General features: G+C 41.7%; 14 protein-coding genes. 3 read left to right on the top strand and 11 right to left on the bottom strand.

From position 1 onward, the window contains the following. Positions 1-7 precede the first annotated feature (7 nt). From fliH to L1264_RS00500, 6 genes are all read right to left on the bottom strand, one after another. The gene (fliH, locus tag L1264_RS00475; RefSeq protein WP_135923860.1) at positions 8-826 is read right to left on the bottom strand and encodes a flagellar assembly protein FliH; all 819 of its coding nucleotides are present in this window, start codon (positions 824-826) and stop codon (positions 8-10) included. A gap of 3 nt (positions 827-829) precedes the next feature. Continuing rightward, positions 830-1,870, bottom strand: coding sequence for a flagellar motor switch protein FliG (gene fliG, locus L1264_RS00480; protein WP_036970138.1), 1,041 nt, complete (start codon positions 1,868-1,870; stop codon positions 830-832). After that, positions 1,863-3,578, bottom strand: coding sequence for a flagellar basal-body MS-ring/collar protein FliF (gene fliF / locus L1264_RS00485; RefSeq protein WP_135923859.1), 1,716 nt, complete (start codon positions 3,576-3,578; stop codon positions 1,863-1,865). Before fliF ends, fliG begins: the two co-directional genes overlap by 8 nt. 20 nt (positions 3,579-3,598) lie before the next feature. Then, on the bottom strand, positions 3,599-3,931 hold the full coding sequence (fliE, locus tag L1264_RS00490) for a flagellar hook-basal body complex protein FliE (protein WP_135923858.1): 333 nt from the start codon (positions 3,929-3,931) through the stop codon (positions 3,599-3,601). Between the two features lie 169 nt (positions 3,932-4,100). After that, positions 4,101-5,504, bottom strand: coding sequence for a sigma-54-dependent transcriptional regulator (locus L1264_RS00495; RefSeq protein ID WP_235403565.1), 1,404 nt, complete (start codon positions 5,502-5,504; stop codon positions 4,101-4,103). Further along, on the bottom strand, positions 5,501-6,613 hold the full coding sequence (locus tag L1264_RS00500; protein ID WP_135923856.1) for a sensor histidine kinase: 1,113 nt from the start codon (positions 6,611-6,613) through the stop codon (positions 5,501-5,503). The genes L1264_RS00495 and L1264_RS00500 overlap by 4 nt, the downstream gene beginning before the upstream one ends. Positions 6,614-6,741: 128 nt before the next feature. Here L1264_RS00500 and L1264_RS00505 point away from each other — a divergent pair, with 128 nt between their 5' ends. Further along, positions 6,742-7,329 (top strand): DNA-3-methyladenine glycosylase I, encoded by a 588-nt coding sequence (locus L1264_RS00505; protein WP_199527893.1) that lies wholly within the window; start codon positions 6,742-6,744, stop codon positions 7,327-7,329. Positions 7,330-7,382: 53 nt separating this feature from the next. Here the strand turns inward: L1264_RS00505 and L1264_RS00510 are convergent, their stop codons facing one another. Together L1264_RS00510 and L1264_RS00515 are read right to left on the bottom strand one after the other, a co-directional pair. Then, on the bottom strand, positions 7,383-8,822 hold the full coding sequence (locus tag L1264_RS00510) for a sigma-54 dependent transcriptional regulator (protein WP_138557426.1): 1,440 nt from the start codon (positions 8,820-8,822) through the stop codon (positions 7,383-7,385). Between the two features lie 141 nt (positions 8,823-8,963). Then, a complete protein-coding gene (locus tag L1264_RS00515; RefSeq protein ID WP_138557424.1) occupies positions 8,964-9,749 on the bottom strand; it encodes a flagellin N-terminal helical domain-containing protein in 786 nt (261 codons plus the stop codon). 193 nt (positions 9,750-9,942) lie between these two features. Here L1264_RS00515 and pseB point away from each other — a divergent pair, with 193 nt between their 5' ends. Then, a complete protein-coding gene (gene pseB, locus L1264_RS00520; RefSeq protein WP_199527894.1) occupies positions 9,943-10,944 on the top strand; it encodes a UDP-N-acetylglucosamine 4,6-dehydratase (inverting) in 1,002 nt (333 codons plus the stop codon). Between the two features lie 8 nt (positions 10,945-10,952). Beyond that, positions 10,953-12,128 carry a UDP-4-amino-4,6-dideoxy-N-acetyl-beta-L-altrosamine transaminase gene (pseC, locus tag L1264_RS00525; RefSeq protein ID WP_199527895.1) on the top strand — a complete coding sequence of 392 codons (1,176 nt, stop codon included), beginning with the start codon at positions 10,953-10,955 and terminating at the stop codon, positions 12,126-12,128. On the opposite strand, the gene L1264_RS00530 is transcribed toward pseC, so the two are convergent. The 3 genes from L1264_RS00530 to L1264_RS00540 are packed head-to-tail and all read right to left on the bottom strand — an operon-like array spanning position 12,120 to position 15,610. Then, positions 12,120-13,253, bottom strand: coding sequence for an acyl-CoA reductase (locus L1264_RS00530; RefSeq protein WP_199527896.1), 1,134 nt, complete (start codon positions 13,251-13,253; stop codon positions 12,120-12,122). The two genes, pseC and L1264_RS00530, sit on opposite strands and share 9 nt — an antisense overlap. Continuing rightward, complete coding sequence (locus L1264_RS00535) at positions 13,237-14,280, bottom strand: LuxE/PaaK family acyltransferase (protein ID WP_199527897.1); 1,044 nt, start codon at positions 14,278-14,280, stop codon at positions 13,237-13,239. The genes L1264_RS00530 and L1264_RS00535 overlap by 17 nt, the downstream gene beginning before the upstream one ends. Beyond that, positions 14,264-15,610, bottom strand: coding sequence for an AMP-binding protein (locus tag L1264_RS00540; protein ID WP_199527898.1), 1,347 nt, complete (start codon positions 15,608-15,610; stop codon positions 14,264-14,266). The genes L1264_RS00535 and L1264_RS00540 overlap by 17 nt, the downstream gene beginning before the upstream one ends.

Raw genomic sequence — 15,610 nt, forward strand, 5'->3', positions numbered from 1 at the left:
ATAAATGTTATATACCACTGCTATGCAAAAAGTTTTCCAACGTTTCTTTGACGCGGGTTTTAACTGTCATATCCAAAGATGACTGCGGGGTTTTGATTTCACAACCACCACGTTCTAAGGTTGGCTCTGCAACTAACTGCCAGTGATTATCTGCAATAGTTTGTTCGCCATAACTTTGTGTAATTAATGCTATGTCATCAGGATGTAAGTGAATACGTACTTTCGCTTGTTCTTCGCCTAATGCGTCAATGGCCTGCTTTAATGCATGCAAGATGACTTCTGGTGAGGTTTTAATTTCTTGGTAAACTAATACCTCAGTTAGCATGACCGCTAACTGCACCAACTGCTTCTCTGCACTTTCATCAACTTTTGCTAATGGTTGAGATAAGCTATCAAGCAAACTTCTCAGTGTGGTTAACTGCTCTTCTAAAATTGGCTTTATTTCTTCTTGGCCTTGCTCTTTGCCTAGTTCAACGCCTTCTTTGAAGCCTGCTTCTTTGCCTTCATGGGCCCCTTTTTCAAAGCCATCAATATAGCCTTGCTCATGACCTTGCTTAAGCCCTTCTTCGTAAGCATCTTGGCGAATTTTTTCAAGCTCTGCCATGGTCAGAGCAGGAATTTCCGGCTCTTCGGGCTGTTCTTCTACCGCTTGTTTTTGACGCTCCTTGCGGTACATGTCAGCTAAAGGCGTACCATAGGCAGTTGAACGTCCAGCCAACTTTCTGGTGTCTTGTGCAACATCAGGAATTGGCCAGTTTTCAAGAAGTTCATCCACTGCTTCACTAGGGTGAATTGGCCGACCTTTATGTAAAGAAGGTTTAGACATGGTTTATAGGAACTCCTCACCACCGCCGCCGCCAAGCATTATTTCGCCTGAGTCAGCTAAACGACGTGCTGTCGACAAGATTTCTTTTTGTGCGGCTTCAACTTCACTGATACGCACAGGTCCCATCGCCTCAAGGTCATCTGCTAATAGCTCAGCAGCACGTTTCGACATGTTACTTAAAATCTTCTCTTTCAGTGCTTCATCTGTTCCTTTAATTGCTTTCATAAGTACATCTTGTTGTACTTCACGAAGAATTGCTTGAATGCCTCGGTCTTCAACATCCATTAAGTTTTCAAATACAAACATGAGATCTTGGATTTGCTGCGACATTTCTTCGTCATGCTCTCGGATCGAATCCATCAACTGACCTTCAATATTGGTATCTAGGTAGTTCATGATATCTGCCGCTGCTTTCAAGCCACCCATTTTCGCAGCTTGCGCACCTGCTTGACCTGCGAACTGTTTCTCCATGATTTCGTTTAGCTCTTGGAGTGCTGCTGGTTGAACTTCTTCAAGGTTAGCAATACGCATGGTTAAATCTAAGCGCACTTTTTCAGGAAATTGCGACAAGATTTCAGCTGATTGCTCAGGTTCTAAATACGATAAAACAATAGTTTGGATCTGCGGGTGCTCATTACGAATAATATTCGCCACTTGTTTTGAGTCCATCCACTTCAGTGAATCAAGGCCTTTGGCGCCAGAGCCCATAACAATTTGGTCAATAAGGCTGGCAGCCTTATCTTCACCAAGTGCCGCTGTAAGCGCTTTTTTGATAAAGTCTTCAGATTGGAAACCTATGGTGCTGAAGCTTTGAATTTGCTCAATAAACAAGTTGTGAACAGCGCTAATTTTCGCTTGTGATAAATCATCCAGCGCCGCCATCGCCATACCTACTTTTTGTACTTGCTTAGGCTCTAAATGTTTTAGAATTTGCGCAGCATCTTCTTCCGATAAACTCAGCAATAAAATAGCTGCTTTATCGACACCGTCTAATTTATCAACATCAAACGCCGGTGGTAGTTGTTTTTGTTCTTGATCAGTCATCTTCAGTTAACCACGCTTTCACCACTTGAGAAGACAGTTCTGGTTCATTAGCAACCAATGCACGAACTGCTTTGAGTAAATCTTCATCGCCATGTAAATCTGGCAGCTGTAGTGTACCATCACTTGAGAATCCTACAGCAGCAGAGTCAAAGTCTTTATTTAGCATATCTAGCGTGCTATCACCAATATCTACACCCGCACTTAACGCATCTTCATCATACTCTTCAAGTGTATCGTCTGGGTAGATTAAGCGTTTCAGCATTGGTTTAACAACAGCCAAGATAAGTACGATAATAACCAAGGCACCTAACGCTAAGCGAAGCATTTTCATGAACCAGTCTTGTTCCCACAGCGGCACTTCAATCGCCATTTCTGTGTTTTCACGAACAAACGGAACTGTGACCACTTCAAGTGCATCACCACGTTGCATATCAAAGCCTACACCACCTTGTAGTAAACGACGAATATTTGACAATGCTTCGACAGAACGAGGCACCATAGTCGTTTCACCGTTTTCACCAACTTCTGGTACGTAATCAACAGCGACTGATACGCTAATACGACGAATAACACCTGTTTGCTGACGCTTATGAGAAATCGTGGTATCTAACTCGTAGTTGCGTGTTGCTTCTTTGTGAGAACGGCTAGGGTTAGTCGCTGAGCCTGCACTGCCTTGACCAGCAATTTCAGGAATATTTGAGTTTGCAGGTGGCTGATTTGTAAGCGCACCAGGAATACCTACAGCAAGACCGCCGATGTTATTTTCTTCGAAAGTCGTTTCGCTGCGCACAGCGGGTAAGTCTGGGTTATAGCGTTTTTGAGTTTCTTCTACTGCACTAAAGTCCATATTTAAATCAACTTGTGCAGTGTAGTTACCTAAACCAACCACTGGAATGAGAATGCTGTCGATTTTATTTAAGTACTCTTCTTCACGTTTGCGCTCTATTTCATACTCTTTACGAGAGCGTGCAGCGAGTGAGTTTTGTGAGCCTGAGTTTAGTAAGCGACCATTTTGATCGGTAACAGTAACACGCTCTGGCGATAAACCTTGTACCGCTGAGGCAACAATATCAACCACTGAGTCAACTTCTTCACCATCAAGCGTACGGCCGCGTTTAAGTGTTAAAACCACTGTAGCTGAAGGTTGTTTTTCGCGACGAGCAAATACGTTTTCTTTTGGAATAGCTAAAAGTACTTTGGCGCGAGTAACATTTTTTAGCTCTTCGATAGTGCGAGCAAGTTGTTGCTCACGACCATGTTTTAAACGTTCACGTTCTAGGCGTTGGCTTACACCAAATCCCATATCTTGCATGATGATGTCAGTACCTGAGCTTGGCGCTTGCTCAAGGCCTTCACGAGCCATCAATAACTTAATGTTTTGGTACTCACCTTCTTCTACAGAGATGACATTACCATCGAGTTCGTAATCAATCTTTTGCGCGTCTAAAAAGTCTAGCGTTTGAATAAGCTCTTCCGTTGGCATTTTACCAAGCGGACGCATATCTGGCTGACGTGCCCAAATGATAATAAAAATTGCGATAGCCAAACAAATTGCCAAAGCAATCACTAAAGTAACCTGGCGTAAAACATCTACACCGTTTAAGGCACTTAAGTAGCCTGACTTTTGCTCTTGTTGATCATCAGTATCGGTAGAATCGATACCGCCGCCTGCTAGGGCTAGATCAGTTGATTGATTAGATTGCGCCACGATAATTCTCCACTACCTAGTTACACAGGCATGTTCATGATTTCTTTATATGCTTCAACAAGTTTATTACGAACCTGTACCGTTGCTTCGAATGCAACTGATGATTTTTGTGAAGCAATCATCACATCTGCAAGCGATACACTGCGATCACCCATTTCAAGAGCCGTCACTTTTTGCTTGGCTTCTTGTTGCAAGCCATTCACTGTATCTAATGCATTGGTAAGTAGATCACCAAATTGTGCCGTTGATGTAGGCTGTGTCTGAGTTGGTAAATTTGTAATTGAGTTACTACGGCTAGCTTCAAGGGCCATAGATTGCATTTCTTGAAATAATGCGCTGTTTTGAACTTTCATAATACTCTCTGACAATACAGTTTACTTATAAACTGATAAAGCACAAACCGTGCCATAAAATAAAACTAATATTTTCAATAGCTTATACCATTCGCTTTGCTTGTCAGAGTTTTGACAGCAAACAAGCCCACATGCTGTGAGCTTGTTTGACACTGTTTTGGAAGGAGAATTAGGCTGGCAGTGCAATCCCAAGATCGCGCATCTGCGCTAGTTTATATCGCAAGGTGCGGGGGCTAATGCCTAAGGTCTCAGCCACCTCTTTTCGCTTACCATTACAGCGTGCGAGGGTTTCTAAAATAATACGATGCTCTTTGTCTTTAAGCTCGTCTTTATAATTACCTTGCTCACTCACCTGTGGCACTGTATCTAAATTAACTTCAACGGGTTGCTCTTGATACACCGGTGCATTATGCGGTGGCGTAGCAACTGACTTTATCTCTACCGTTAGTAACTCTTCAATGAAGACATCATCTTCATGAATGCTGTTACCATCACATAATATCAGCGCACGTTGAATAACATTATCAAGCTCTCGCACATTACCCGGCCAAGCATGTGTTAGCAGCTTTTGCTTAGCTGACTCGGTCAACATAGCAATGGGTTCTTTACTTTTCAGGCAATGGCGCTCAATTAAATGCTCTGCCAATACAACAATGTCGCCCGGGCGTTCTGCTAATGGTTTCCACATCAGCGGGAACACATTTAAGCGATAATATAAATCTTCTCTAAATAGATTTTCACTCACCGCTTCTTTTAAATCACGGTTACTCGTAGCTAGGACACGAACATCAAGCTCAATCGTTTTACGGCCGCCTAAGCGCTCTACTTCACGCTCTTGTAGTACACGCAGTAATTTTGCTTGCAGACCTAAATCCATCTCGGTGATCTCATCAAGTAAGATGGTACCGCCTTGTGCTTGTTCAAATTTACCAGGGCAGGCCTGGATGGCACCGGTAAACGCGCCTTTTTCGTAACCAAATAAGGTTGCTTCAAGCATATTTTCAGGAATAGCGGCACAGTTAATGGCAACAAAGGGAGCATCTGCACGATTCGATTTATCATGAATATAGCGGGCTAACACTTCTTTACCTGAGCCACTTGGGCCAAGTACCATAACACTGGCATCTGAACGCGCTACTTTGCTCGCAAGTTCGAGTAACTTAATACTCGATGGATCTGCAACAATTGGCCCGTCTGTTTCTTTTTCCTTTTCGGGTAAATAACGACTGACCATATTAAGCAATACTTCTGGGGCAAATGGTTTTGCCATGTAATCAATCGCACCTAAGCGCATTGCCTCTACAGCATCATCAATGGTGTCATAAGCTGTCATCATAAGTACAGGTAGTTCAGGGTAGTTGAGCTTAATACTGCGAAGTAAATCAAGGCCACTCATCGCGCCCATTTGTACATCGCTGACCACTAATGAATACGTGCCTTGTTTTAACAGCACCATTGCTTGCTCAGCACTATCTGCTGCGATGCAATCAATTCCTGACATTTCGAGTGTATCAATCAAAGCTTCTCGTAAGCCTGCGTCGTCTTCAACGACTAAAATTGCGTTGGTATTCATTTTGCCTCCGCTGACGTAAATTCTGCACTTATTGGCAGGATCAAGCTAAAACATGCCCCCCCATGGGCATTATTAGTCACTTCAACCCGTCCTTGGTGCGCATTAGCGACTGAACTCACAACAGCAAGTCCAAGCCCTGTGCCTTGGCTTTTTGTAGTAAAGAAAGGTTCAAATAATTTCTCGGCCTGACTCATATCTACGCCAGGACCGTTGTCACTTACACTGATGCGAACACTATTATCATTTGCGGTGTCGCGCTCAGCACTAAGCGATACTTCTGCATGTTTGCCAATTATTTGAATACTGTTATGAATTAAGTTTTGAATCGCACTGGCAAGTGCGGTTTTATTACCCACAATCTCAATGTCTGGTTCTGGCAAGTTAACGGCTAAGGTACTTTGGTTTTGTGCAACCATTGCATCCGCCCCCGCTTTTACTTCATTGAGTAACTGTTGCATCGAGACACTTTCAACAACTTGCTGTTCGCCACTTTTTGCAAATAACAGCATGTCATTTACTTGGGTTTCTAAATCTTTTAAACGTGACATTAATTTAGTATGAAAATTACCACGCGAGCTTTCTGGTAAACGCTTTGAACCCAAGTTTGCGGCATAAAGCATGGCGGCTGACAACGGCGTTCTGACCTGATGAGCAAGCGAAGCAACCATTTTACCAAGCGCACTTAAGCGCTGCATATGTGCTACTCGTTTTTGTAAACGCCTAGTTTCTGTTAAATCTGTCATTAAAATTAACTGCCCTGGCTCAGGTGCAAGCGCAGTAATATCAAGCTTTATTAAACGCCCATCTTTGAGTGATACCTCATGACCATCATCTTGCTTTGGTCGAAATGAGCGCTGAATAACGCTAAACCATTTTTCACCTTCAAGCGGTTCACCCAGCATATCAATAGCAATTTGATTTGCTTTTGCAATCATGCCTCGACCATCTAAAACCACAACGCCCGCAGGCATAGTATGCACTAAATGACTTAGCCAACTAGCTTGCTGGCGAAGCTCACTCAACTCGCCAACATACTCTTCTTGCTGTAAGCATGGGTTATATTGATTAGCTGTGATAAATTGTGGTTTTAATACATGTGCCAAGGCCATAATCGATACTCAAAAAATCGTGTCTACACAGCTAAATGCACAATTCATACCATAATTATTTTTGTTTTATTTCAATAAATTAAAGTCAAAATAAACACCGACAAAAAAATGACATTTGCGAGGGAACAATGCAAAAAGAACACCACTGTCGCTGCCCGTGGCTCGACACCAGCAAAGAAGATTATGTGGCCTACCACGACCAAGAATGGGGGGTGCCATTATATGATGATCACCGTTTGTTTGAGTTTATAACCTTAGAGTCAGCACAAGCCGGGCTTAGTTGGTATACCATACTTAAAAAGCGTGATGGCTATCGCAGCGCCTTTAAAAACTTTGTTGTTGAAGAGGTTGCCAAAATGACTGAGGATGATATCGAACGGTTAATGCAGTTTGATGGCATTATTCGTAATCGAGCCAAGATCGCCGCGACTATCAATAACGCGCAGCGTTTTATTGAAATTCAAAAAGAGTTTGGTAGTTTCTCAAACTACCAATGGCAGTTTGTAGGTGGTAAGCCTTTGGTAAACAACCTAGATAAACTAGAGGATTACCCGGCTATTACTGAAGCCTCCACAGCATTTGCCAAAGATTTAAAAAAGCGTGGTTTTAAGTTTTTAGGCCCAACGACTGTGTATGCGCATATGCAGGCCTGTGGTATGGTGAATGATCACAGTAATGATTGTTTTAGAAAAGCCGAAATAGTGAGTGAATATTAGCCGCAAATCTGCAGAAACATGCTTTATGTAGAGAGCGTTAAACCTACCGCGAGTTAATCTCGCGATAGGTTATACTTTTTCATCTTCTCAACGAGAGTTGTACGGCGTACACCTAAGATTTCAGCCGCACGCGCTACGACATAATCATAGCGCTCTAATGCTTGGCTGATTAAGCTGATTTCAAGCTCAGCAAGGTACTCTTTCAGCTCAATGCCTTCATCGGGTAATAAACCAGAGTCAACCGTTGTTGCTGGCGTATCAAGCTCTTCGTCTTCGTAATCACTAAAGCCTGTGCTAAAAATATCGTTGAAAGCATCTCGTTCCATCAGCTCTTCAGGGTACTCAGGCTCATAGGCTTCGACCTCAATGTAACGATATTTAGCTGGTAGGTCTGGCACATCAACCACTTTATCAGGGAACATAATGACCATGCGCTCTACTAAGTTGGCTAGCTCACGGATATTTCCCGGCCATGCATGCTCTTTTAAGCTTTGAATTGCCCGTTCGGTGAATTTTGCTGTTGTGCCACTTTGCTCATTCACACGGCGCATTAACTCTTTTAAAAGTAGAGGAATGTCGTCTGCACGCTCACTTAGCGAAGGGTTTTCAATTGGAAACACGTTTAAGCGATAAAAAAGGTCTTCGCGGAAGTCGCCCTTTTCAATCATTTCTTCAAGATTACGATGTGTTGCAGCAATAATTCGTACATCAGCTTGAATAGGCTTTGTCCCACCTACTCGTTCATAGCTGCGCTCTTGTAATACTCGTAAAAGCTTAACCTGCATTTGCAGTGGCATGTCACCAATTTCATCTAAAAACAGTGTACCGCCTTGTGCTAATTCAAAACGCCCTTTTCGCGCTGAAATTGCCCCTGTAAATGCCCCTTTTTCGTGACCAAATAACTCACTTTCAAGTAATTCACCAGGAATAGCACCGCAGTTTACTGGCACAAATGGCCCGCTATTTCGTTTAGATAGTAGGTGAACGTTTCGTGCTACCACCTCTTTACCTGTGCCAGACTCACCTAAAATAAGTACATTGGCATCAGTTTTAGCCACCTGCTCAATTAAAAAACGAACATCTTTTACAGCATCAGTTTCACCAACAAGTCCATCAAACGATTTTTGCGACTTAGACTGTTTATGAGCACCAGGCAGCATACGCTGATATTGCTGACAGTCATGCAATAACTGAGTGGTTACGTCATGATTGAAAGGCTCACATATCAAGCCTACAACATTAGCAATACTCAGGAGGGGTTTGAGGGTTTCACCTATTAACAAAAATGGAATAGCTGGAAACTGTTTGATCACAGCTTCATGATTAAGCTGCTGTAGAGCCCCCAAAATGACCATACATTCTTGTTGCTGGTGTTTTTCACAAAATGCTTGAAGATTTGTTTCATCAACTAATTGTGCTGTTTCACCAATGAAGGTGAGTGAAGCATGTAAACCTATCGCACGATTATTATTATTGTCTAAAATTAAGATCATTATTGGCGAACCACAGTTACCACGGGGTTTGTTAATGTTAAATTGTAAGCGAGTTTAGGAGGGATGCAAGCGCTAAGCGGCAATTTATTGACATCAACGCCAAAAAATAGTCACTTAACGCCTAAAAACAAGACTAAAGTATTAAAGCAAACCTAGGATAGATTCTGCTGAACGATTCGCTTGACCACGTAAAGCGATTGAAGCTTGCGACAAAATATCGTTAGCTACTTGATCAGACACTGCTTTTGCGTAATCAGTATCTTCAATGCGGCTTCGACTCGCAGCAATGTTCTCCCGTTGGTTTCCCAACCCTTTTATCGTACTTTCTAAAGTGTTTTGGAAAGCGCCAAGTTCAGCACGCTGATTATTAATCTCTTCTGCAGCTTGATCGCTGATATCAATGGCCGCTTGCGCACCTGCTTGGGTAGAAATATCAATACCCGCAATCACAGAAGCAATACTGCCATCTGAAGGCGTTACTGATTGCGTCGTGTTGGCATCAGGACCAACCTGAAACGACACTTGCTCACCATCAAATAAAGGCTTGCCAGCAAATGTCGCATTTTCAAATGTTTCTGAAATTTGCGTTTGTAATTGTGACACTTCTTCTTGTAGTGCTGCTCTGTCAGTATCTGTGAGCGCACCGTTACCCGCTTGGATAGACAGCTCTCTAATGCGTGATACTGCATCATTTACACCTGATAGGTTTGATTCAGTAACTTGTGAATAAGAAATACCATCGTAGGCATTGTTGATAGCTTGGCTATAACCATCTTGCTGCGATGTTAATCTATCAATAATTTGCAGTGCAGCGGCATCATCTGCTGCTGAGTTTACTTTTTTACCTGACGCTAATTGCTCAGCAAGCTTATTACCTGTTTGCTGAGTCTGATTTAAAAACCCGGTATTGGGTGATTGAATTTTCATGGCGGCCTCCGACAAACCGATTGCTTAAATTATAGCTTAATTTGCCAAAATTTGTACTTTGTACCATGGTTTAGATAAATTAACTTGGCATCTGACTTGCTAGTGTATTAGTTAATAGTTAAATTACTGAGAATTGAGTCAAAATTCTCTTTTTGCGTATCAAACGCCAATGATAAATAACTTAGGTAACGCTATGTTCGACAACAAAACGATTTTAATCACCGGTGGTACCGGTTCATTCGGTAAAAAATACGTCAAAACTTTATTAGAACGCTTTAAACCTAAAAAAATCATTATTTTTTCACGGGACGAACTAAAGCAGTTTGAAATGCAACAAGAGTTTGACCAACCTTGTATGCGCTATTTCATTGGTGATGTACGTGACAAAGACAGGCTTCGCCGTGCCATGCGCGGCGTGAACTATGTGATTCACGCAGCAGCATTAAAACAAGTACCTGCCGCTGAATACAACCCAATGGAATGTATCAAAACCAATATTAATGGTGCTGAAAACGTCATTGATGCTGCCCTTGATAATAACGTAGAAAAAGTCATTGCACTGTCGACTGATAAAGCAGCGAACCCAATCAACTTATATGGCGCAACGAAGCTTGCATCAGACAAACTATTTGTTGCTGCTAATAATATTGCTGGCGGCCATAAAACAACCTTTTCAGTAGTAAGATACGGTAACGTAGTGTGCTCGCGTGGCTCTGTAGTGCCTATTTTCCAAAAGTTTATCGACCAAGGCCGTGACCATATTCCGATTACTCATGAAGAAATGACCCGCTTTTGGATTAGCCTGCAACAAGGTGTTGATTTTGTTCTAACTAATTTTGAGCGTATGCTGGGTGGTGAGATTTTCGTGCCGAAGATCCCTTCAATTCGTATTACTGATCTTGCCAAAGCCATGGCACCTGACTTACCAATTAAGGTTATAGGCATTCGCCCAGGTGAAAAGTTACATGAAGTCATGTGCCCGGCCGACTTATGCTTTGAAACGTACGAATACAATGATCATTTTGTTATCGCACCGGGCATTAAATTTAGTAGCCGTAGTAACGATTTTACAGTTAATGCTATTGGTGAGAAGGGTAAAAAAGTAGCGCAAGGATTCGAGTATAACTCACTTGATAACCCTGATTATATGAGCATTGAAGAGATTAAAAACTTCAACGTTCAAGCTTTACTGTAATACTTCTCATGACAAATAAGCTAATTCCCTACGGTAAGCAAAGTATTTCGCAAGATGACATTAATGCCGTAATTGATGTCTTGCAGTCTGACTGGTTAACACAAGGTCCTAAAGTACCCGCATTTGAAAGTGCTATAGCAAAATATTGCGGTGCTGACTATGCCTGTGCCACTAACAGTGCTACTTCAGCGTTACATATTGCTTGCCTTGCTTTAGGCGTAGGTAAACATGACATTGTATGGACATCACCAATTTCCTTTGTCGCATCAAGTAACTGCGCACTGTATTGTGGCGCAAGTGTCGACTTTGTTGATATCGACCTTGAGACAGGCAATATGTCTGTCGTTGCCCTTAAAGAAAAACTAGCGATAGCCAAACAAAACCAGCAACTCCCTAAAGTTGTGATCCCAGTTCATTTAGCGGGCCAGTCATGCGATATGGCAGCAATCAATGAACTTGCCAAAGAGTATGGCTTTAAGGTGATTGAAGATGCCTCTCATGCTATTGGCGCCAAGTATAAAGGCAACCCTGTTGGCAGTTGTGATTACTCTGACATCACAGTTTTTAGCTTTCATCCAGTTAAAATAATCACATCTGCTGAAGGGGGTATGGCTGTTACCAACTGTGAAACGCTTGATAAAAAGATGAAACGCTTACGTAGTCATGGCATTACAAATCATCCTGATGAAATGACCGAGCCAAGTCACGGTCCTTGGTATTATCAACAAATTGAACTTGGTTTTAATTATAGAATGACTGAGTTGCAAGCCGCATTAGGGCTTAGCCAGTTAAAACAATTAGATAACTTTATTTCTATTAGAAACCAAATAGCTGAAGATTTTGATAAGTACTTTACAAGTCAGGGGCTTGAGCCGTTAAAACAAAAGTCAGAGTGTTACAGCAGTTATCATTTATATATCTTGAAAATCAACTTTACGGCCCAGCAACAACAAGCTCAGATGGTTACACGGCTAAGAGAGCAAGGTGTTCAAGCTCACCTTCACTACATTCCGATTTTTTTACAGCCTTACTACCAAGAACTTGGGTTTAATAAGTGTGACTTTTCGCAAAGCATGCAGTATTACCAACAAGCAATGACAATTCCATTGCATCCATCTTTGTCATCACAAGATATTGATTATATTAAGCAGGCTGTGCTCAAAACCTATCAGCAATTAATTTGAAAACGCCATTAATAGATTTTCGCCATCCCACAGGTAATTGAACGTTAACGCTGAACCGAGAGGTGTTACTCTAAGCGCGTGGGAAGATAATTTTTCTAGCTCGGAAGTGGTTAAGCCAAAACAAGAAACAGTTTGTAATTTTGCATGTGTCGCAAAATCAAAATTTTCTAGTTCAAAGCTTAGTAAGAGTCCATCGCCTTTGTGATCAGCTAAAATAGCTAAATCAAAAGGTGCAGCTTCACAAATTAAACCCGCAACAGATTTATAAGTGTTTTCGACACTAAATTGATGCATCAATAATAATCGCTGAAAGTTATATAAACGATTATATTGAGCGGTTTGTGAAAATGCTTCATCACCATACTGCACTTTATCCTTTAAAGACTGCCAGAATAACGCTTGTAAGGATTTACTTGTTTTATGCCACAAAACCGCTTTTATAGAAGAGCAAGCTTGTTGTGAGAAAGGTACATAATCACGTGTAAAGCGTATAGCAGCATCTTCTATTTCAGCTTCACTTTCAAGGTGTAACACGGCAATGGAGAAGCGATCTGGAAAGCAAATCTGGTTTGTTACGGGTGATTGCTGGTTAATTTTAGCAATTGCGTCATCACCGCCCCAAATTACCCGCATATCACATAGTTCACTAAAATACCGTGTTAGCTCTTCAGCTGAACTTGGGTAAGAAACAATGCAAATTAAAGCATGTAATACTGATTGAGGACGCTGACTTAAAAAGCGCTTTAGAGAATCAATTAGCTGATACGCTTCATCCCCACTTCGATCACTAATGCGCACTATGTTGCTGTTACCACACAGAATACTAAGGATTAAGCTGTAAAAATAAACGGTATCAACATTTGCTGGGGTAATATGGAAGATAAGCCCTTTCGGTGATGATTGAGCAAAGCTTTTAAAATCGCTCTTCATTGCCAATACGTTACTTTTACGGCACCAAAAACCCAACGCTGAATGAGCATTAGAGTGCTGTGCTTTTAAAAGAAAAGTTGAAAAAGCAGTTATTTCATTTATGACATCATCACTAAATGCCGTGTCTAAACAACTCAAGTTAGCCGGGTTACCAAATAAAAACTCTACTTGAGGATCATCAACTAAAGGTATCACTGCAACCCCTCACCTGCGACTTCGCCAAACGGCCAAGCACTGAAAAATATTTACCTAAGCGACCACAAGCACAATCATCTTCACCATGGATCACTCCTAAATCCTCGGTCAATAATCGATGACCAGGGTAACTCTTTGGTAAAACCGAATTAAGAAGAATCACGCCCGCTTGATTAATACCAAGAGGCTCAGCGGTGGCTGCATCAACAACAGTTATGTCTGACCAAACAGGTGCGTGTAAATGACCATGTTCACACTCAATATAAATGGTACCAGTTTGTTCAACCATACCGTAATAATCATGCACGCTAATAGCACCAAGAGATTGCGCTATTTGCTGCTTAAACACATCATTGCTTACCGCTGATTGCTGCATTTTTTTCCAGCCGCCACCATGAAGTAGCATGCCTTTTGAAAACGAATAGCGTTTCCCCATTTGCACCAGCTGTTGAATAAACTGCTGCCAAACAATAAAAGTAAAGCCAAACATAAAAACTGGGGTGTCTTTATACTTCTCAAAAAATTGCTCAATGACTTCAATATTTAATGTCATGTCATCGTTTAATGCAAAATGTGGATCGCGGCCAAAAAACAACATGCCTTGAATACCAGCTGCGCGGGCGGACATACCAGCTTTCTTTTGTATGGTTGCCTTTGCATCAATAACAAGCATTGGAAGCCGTTGCTTCCCTAGCCAATGCTGTAAGGTTTTCGTTAAAATCCTACTTTGTAACTGCGCAGTTTCAGAATCTAACGTTATTTTAGAGGTAGGTCCTTGCGTGCCTGATGAGGTTAGCAAACGATGCTGATCCTCGGCTGTAATACTGGTTAACAAAAACTCTTTAAATAATGGTACTGTCAAAGGCGATACTTGCTCACAGCCTTGTTGCAAGCGCTGATACAAGGCACAGTGCTGAAGGTGGTAGTTATCTAAAAAGCTTAATTGCGATGCAAGAAACGCCTGCTTTTGCGCTTTGTTTAAGCCATAAATTGGCAACTCGAGGAGTTGCTCATTGCTTAAGTGCATTATAGTCCACCTTAGAGTTACTTAGTCTTGGGATCGCTTCGAGCACGACTGTTTGTATTAAACGACTATGGCACTTAAGCTTAACGGCTAATTGTTTTATTAGTTCCGCTTCGATAGGTTGCTCTGAATAAACAACTATTTCATCTTCACTACCAACACAGACCACTTCAAATTGGCACAAAGCGTCGAGCCACGATTGCAATTCATCAAGATTAATCCGACGCCCAGCTATTTTACAGATGCGCTTAGAGCGCCCGACAATTTGATATAAACCCGATGGCGATTGTATTGCAATATCGCCGGTATGGAGCAAAGAAATATCTTCGAAATAGCCCAGCTCTGCCAGTGTTTCACTATAACCGCCAAATATATTGCCACCACGAACACACAGCTCACCTTGGCTATCAAACTGCTCAACTCGTTCACCTTCTGAGTCAAGAAGCTGTAGCTCAACACCGGGGATCTCTTTACCAATAAAACCAATTTGACGACTAAAATACTCTGCGGGTAAATAGGCTATGCGCGCTGTTGCTTCGGTTTGACCATACATAACAAAAAAATCAATGTCATTGTTGTGCGTGTAATCACTTAATAATTGCCAATCACGTGCGAGTAACTTACCACCAGCTTGTGCCATGTAACGAACATTGCCAAGCGGCATTTTTTCAAGGCCCAGTCTATTAAGCAATTGATAACTCAGTGGTACACCATAAAAGCTGGTCACCTTATAGTGCTCAAAATTATGCCAAAAATCAGCCGACATAGGGCTATCTGATTGCAGCACAATACTCGCACCCATTGCTAAATGGGTATGCAAAATAGACAAACCAAACGAATAGGATAACGGTAAAAAGGTCATTACCACATCATCTTTAAGTATCGGTAAAAACTGATTTATTGAAGCGCAGTTTGCAGCCAAATTAGCTTTACTTAACTTTACCAACTTAGGGGAGCCCGTTGAACCACTGGTTGATAGTAACAAACATAGTTCATCAGCTAATTGATGTGTGTAATTACTTAATGAGTGAATTTTATTTCCTTCAATAAGCAGATTAACTTGATAGTGCTCTAGTAGCTCATTTATGTCGTTTTCAGCGAGGCCTGCATCAACTAATAACACAACATGAGATTGTCTAAGAGCTGCTAAGTAAAAAATGACAAAGTCGAGTGTTGATTGCGCAACTAAAGCAATTAAACAGCGCTCAGATGGCAATGAGTTTACGGCCTGCTGCACTTGAGCTTCTAGCTCATTGTAATCTATGCAATGGTCTTTGTAATAAAGCTTTGCCTCAGGGTTTTTATTATCTAATTGCCAAAACTCACCATGCAT

Source organism: Pseudoalteromonas sp. APAL1 (assembly GCF_021532475.1).
Classification (GTDB): Bacteria; Pseudomonadota; Gammaproteobacteria; order Enterobacterales; family Alteromonadaceae; genus Pseudoalteromonas; species Pseudoalteromonas lipolytica_C.

Bases quoted from the DNA above. Each gene is read 5' to 3' on its own strand.
- fliH (WP_135923860.1), bottom strand. From the start codon at position 826: ATGTCTAAACCTTCTTTACATAAAGGTCGGCCAATTCACCCTAGTGAA.
- fliG (WP_036970138.1), bottom strand. From the start codon at position 1,870: ATGACTGATCAAGAACAAAAACAACTACCACCGGCGTTTGATGTTGAT.
- fliE (WP_135923858.1), bottom strand. From the start codon at position 3,931: ATGAAAGTTCAAAACAGCGCATTATTTCAAGAAATGCAATCTATGGCC.
- L1264_RS00495 (WP_235403565.1), bottom strand. From the start codon at position 5,504: ATGAATACCAACGCAATTTTAGTCGTTGAAGACGACGCAGGCTTACGA.
- L1264_RS00500 (WP_135923856.1), bottom strand. From the start codon at position 6,613: ATGGCCTTGGCACATGTATTAAAACCACAATTTATCACAGCTAATCAA.
- L1264_RS00505 (WP_199527893.1), top strand. From the start codon at position 6,742: ATGCAAAAAGAACACCACTGTCGCTGCCCGTGGCTCGACACCAGCAAA.
- L1264_RS00510 (WP_138557426.1), bottom strand. From the start codon at position 8,822: ATGATCTTAATTTTAGACAATAATAATAATCGTGCGATAGGTTTACAT.
- L1264_RS00515 (WP_138557424.1), bottom strand. From the start codon at position 9,749: ATGAAAATTCAATCACCCAATACCGGGTTTTTAAATCAGACTCAGCAA.
- pseB (WP_199527894.1), top strand. From the start codon at position 9,943: ATGTTCGACAACAAAACGATTTTAATCACCGGTGGTACCGGTTCATTC.
- pseC (WP_199527895.1), top strand. From the start codon at position 10,953: ATGACAAATAAGCTAATTCCCTACGGTAAGCAAAGTATTTCGCAAGAT.
- L1264_RS00535 (WP_199527897.1), bottom strand. From the start codon at position 14,280: ATGCACTTAAGCAATGAGCAACTCCTCGAGTTGCCAATTTATGGCTTA.
- L1264_RS00540 (WP_199527898.1), bottom strand. From the start codon at position 15,610: ATGCATGGTGAGTTTTGGCAATTAGATAATAAAAACCCTGAGGCAAAG.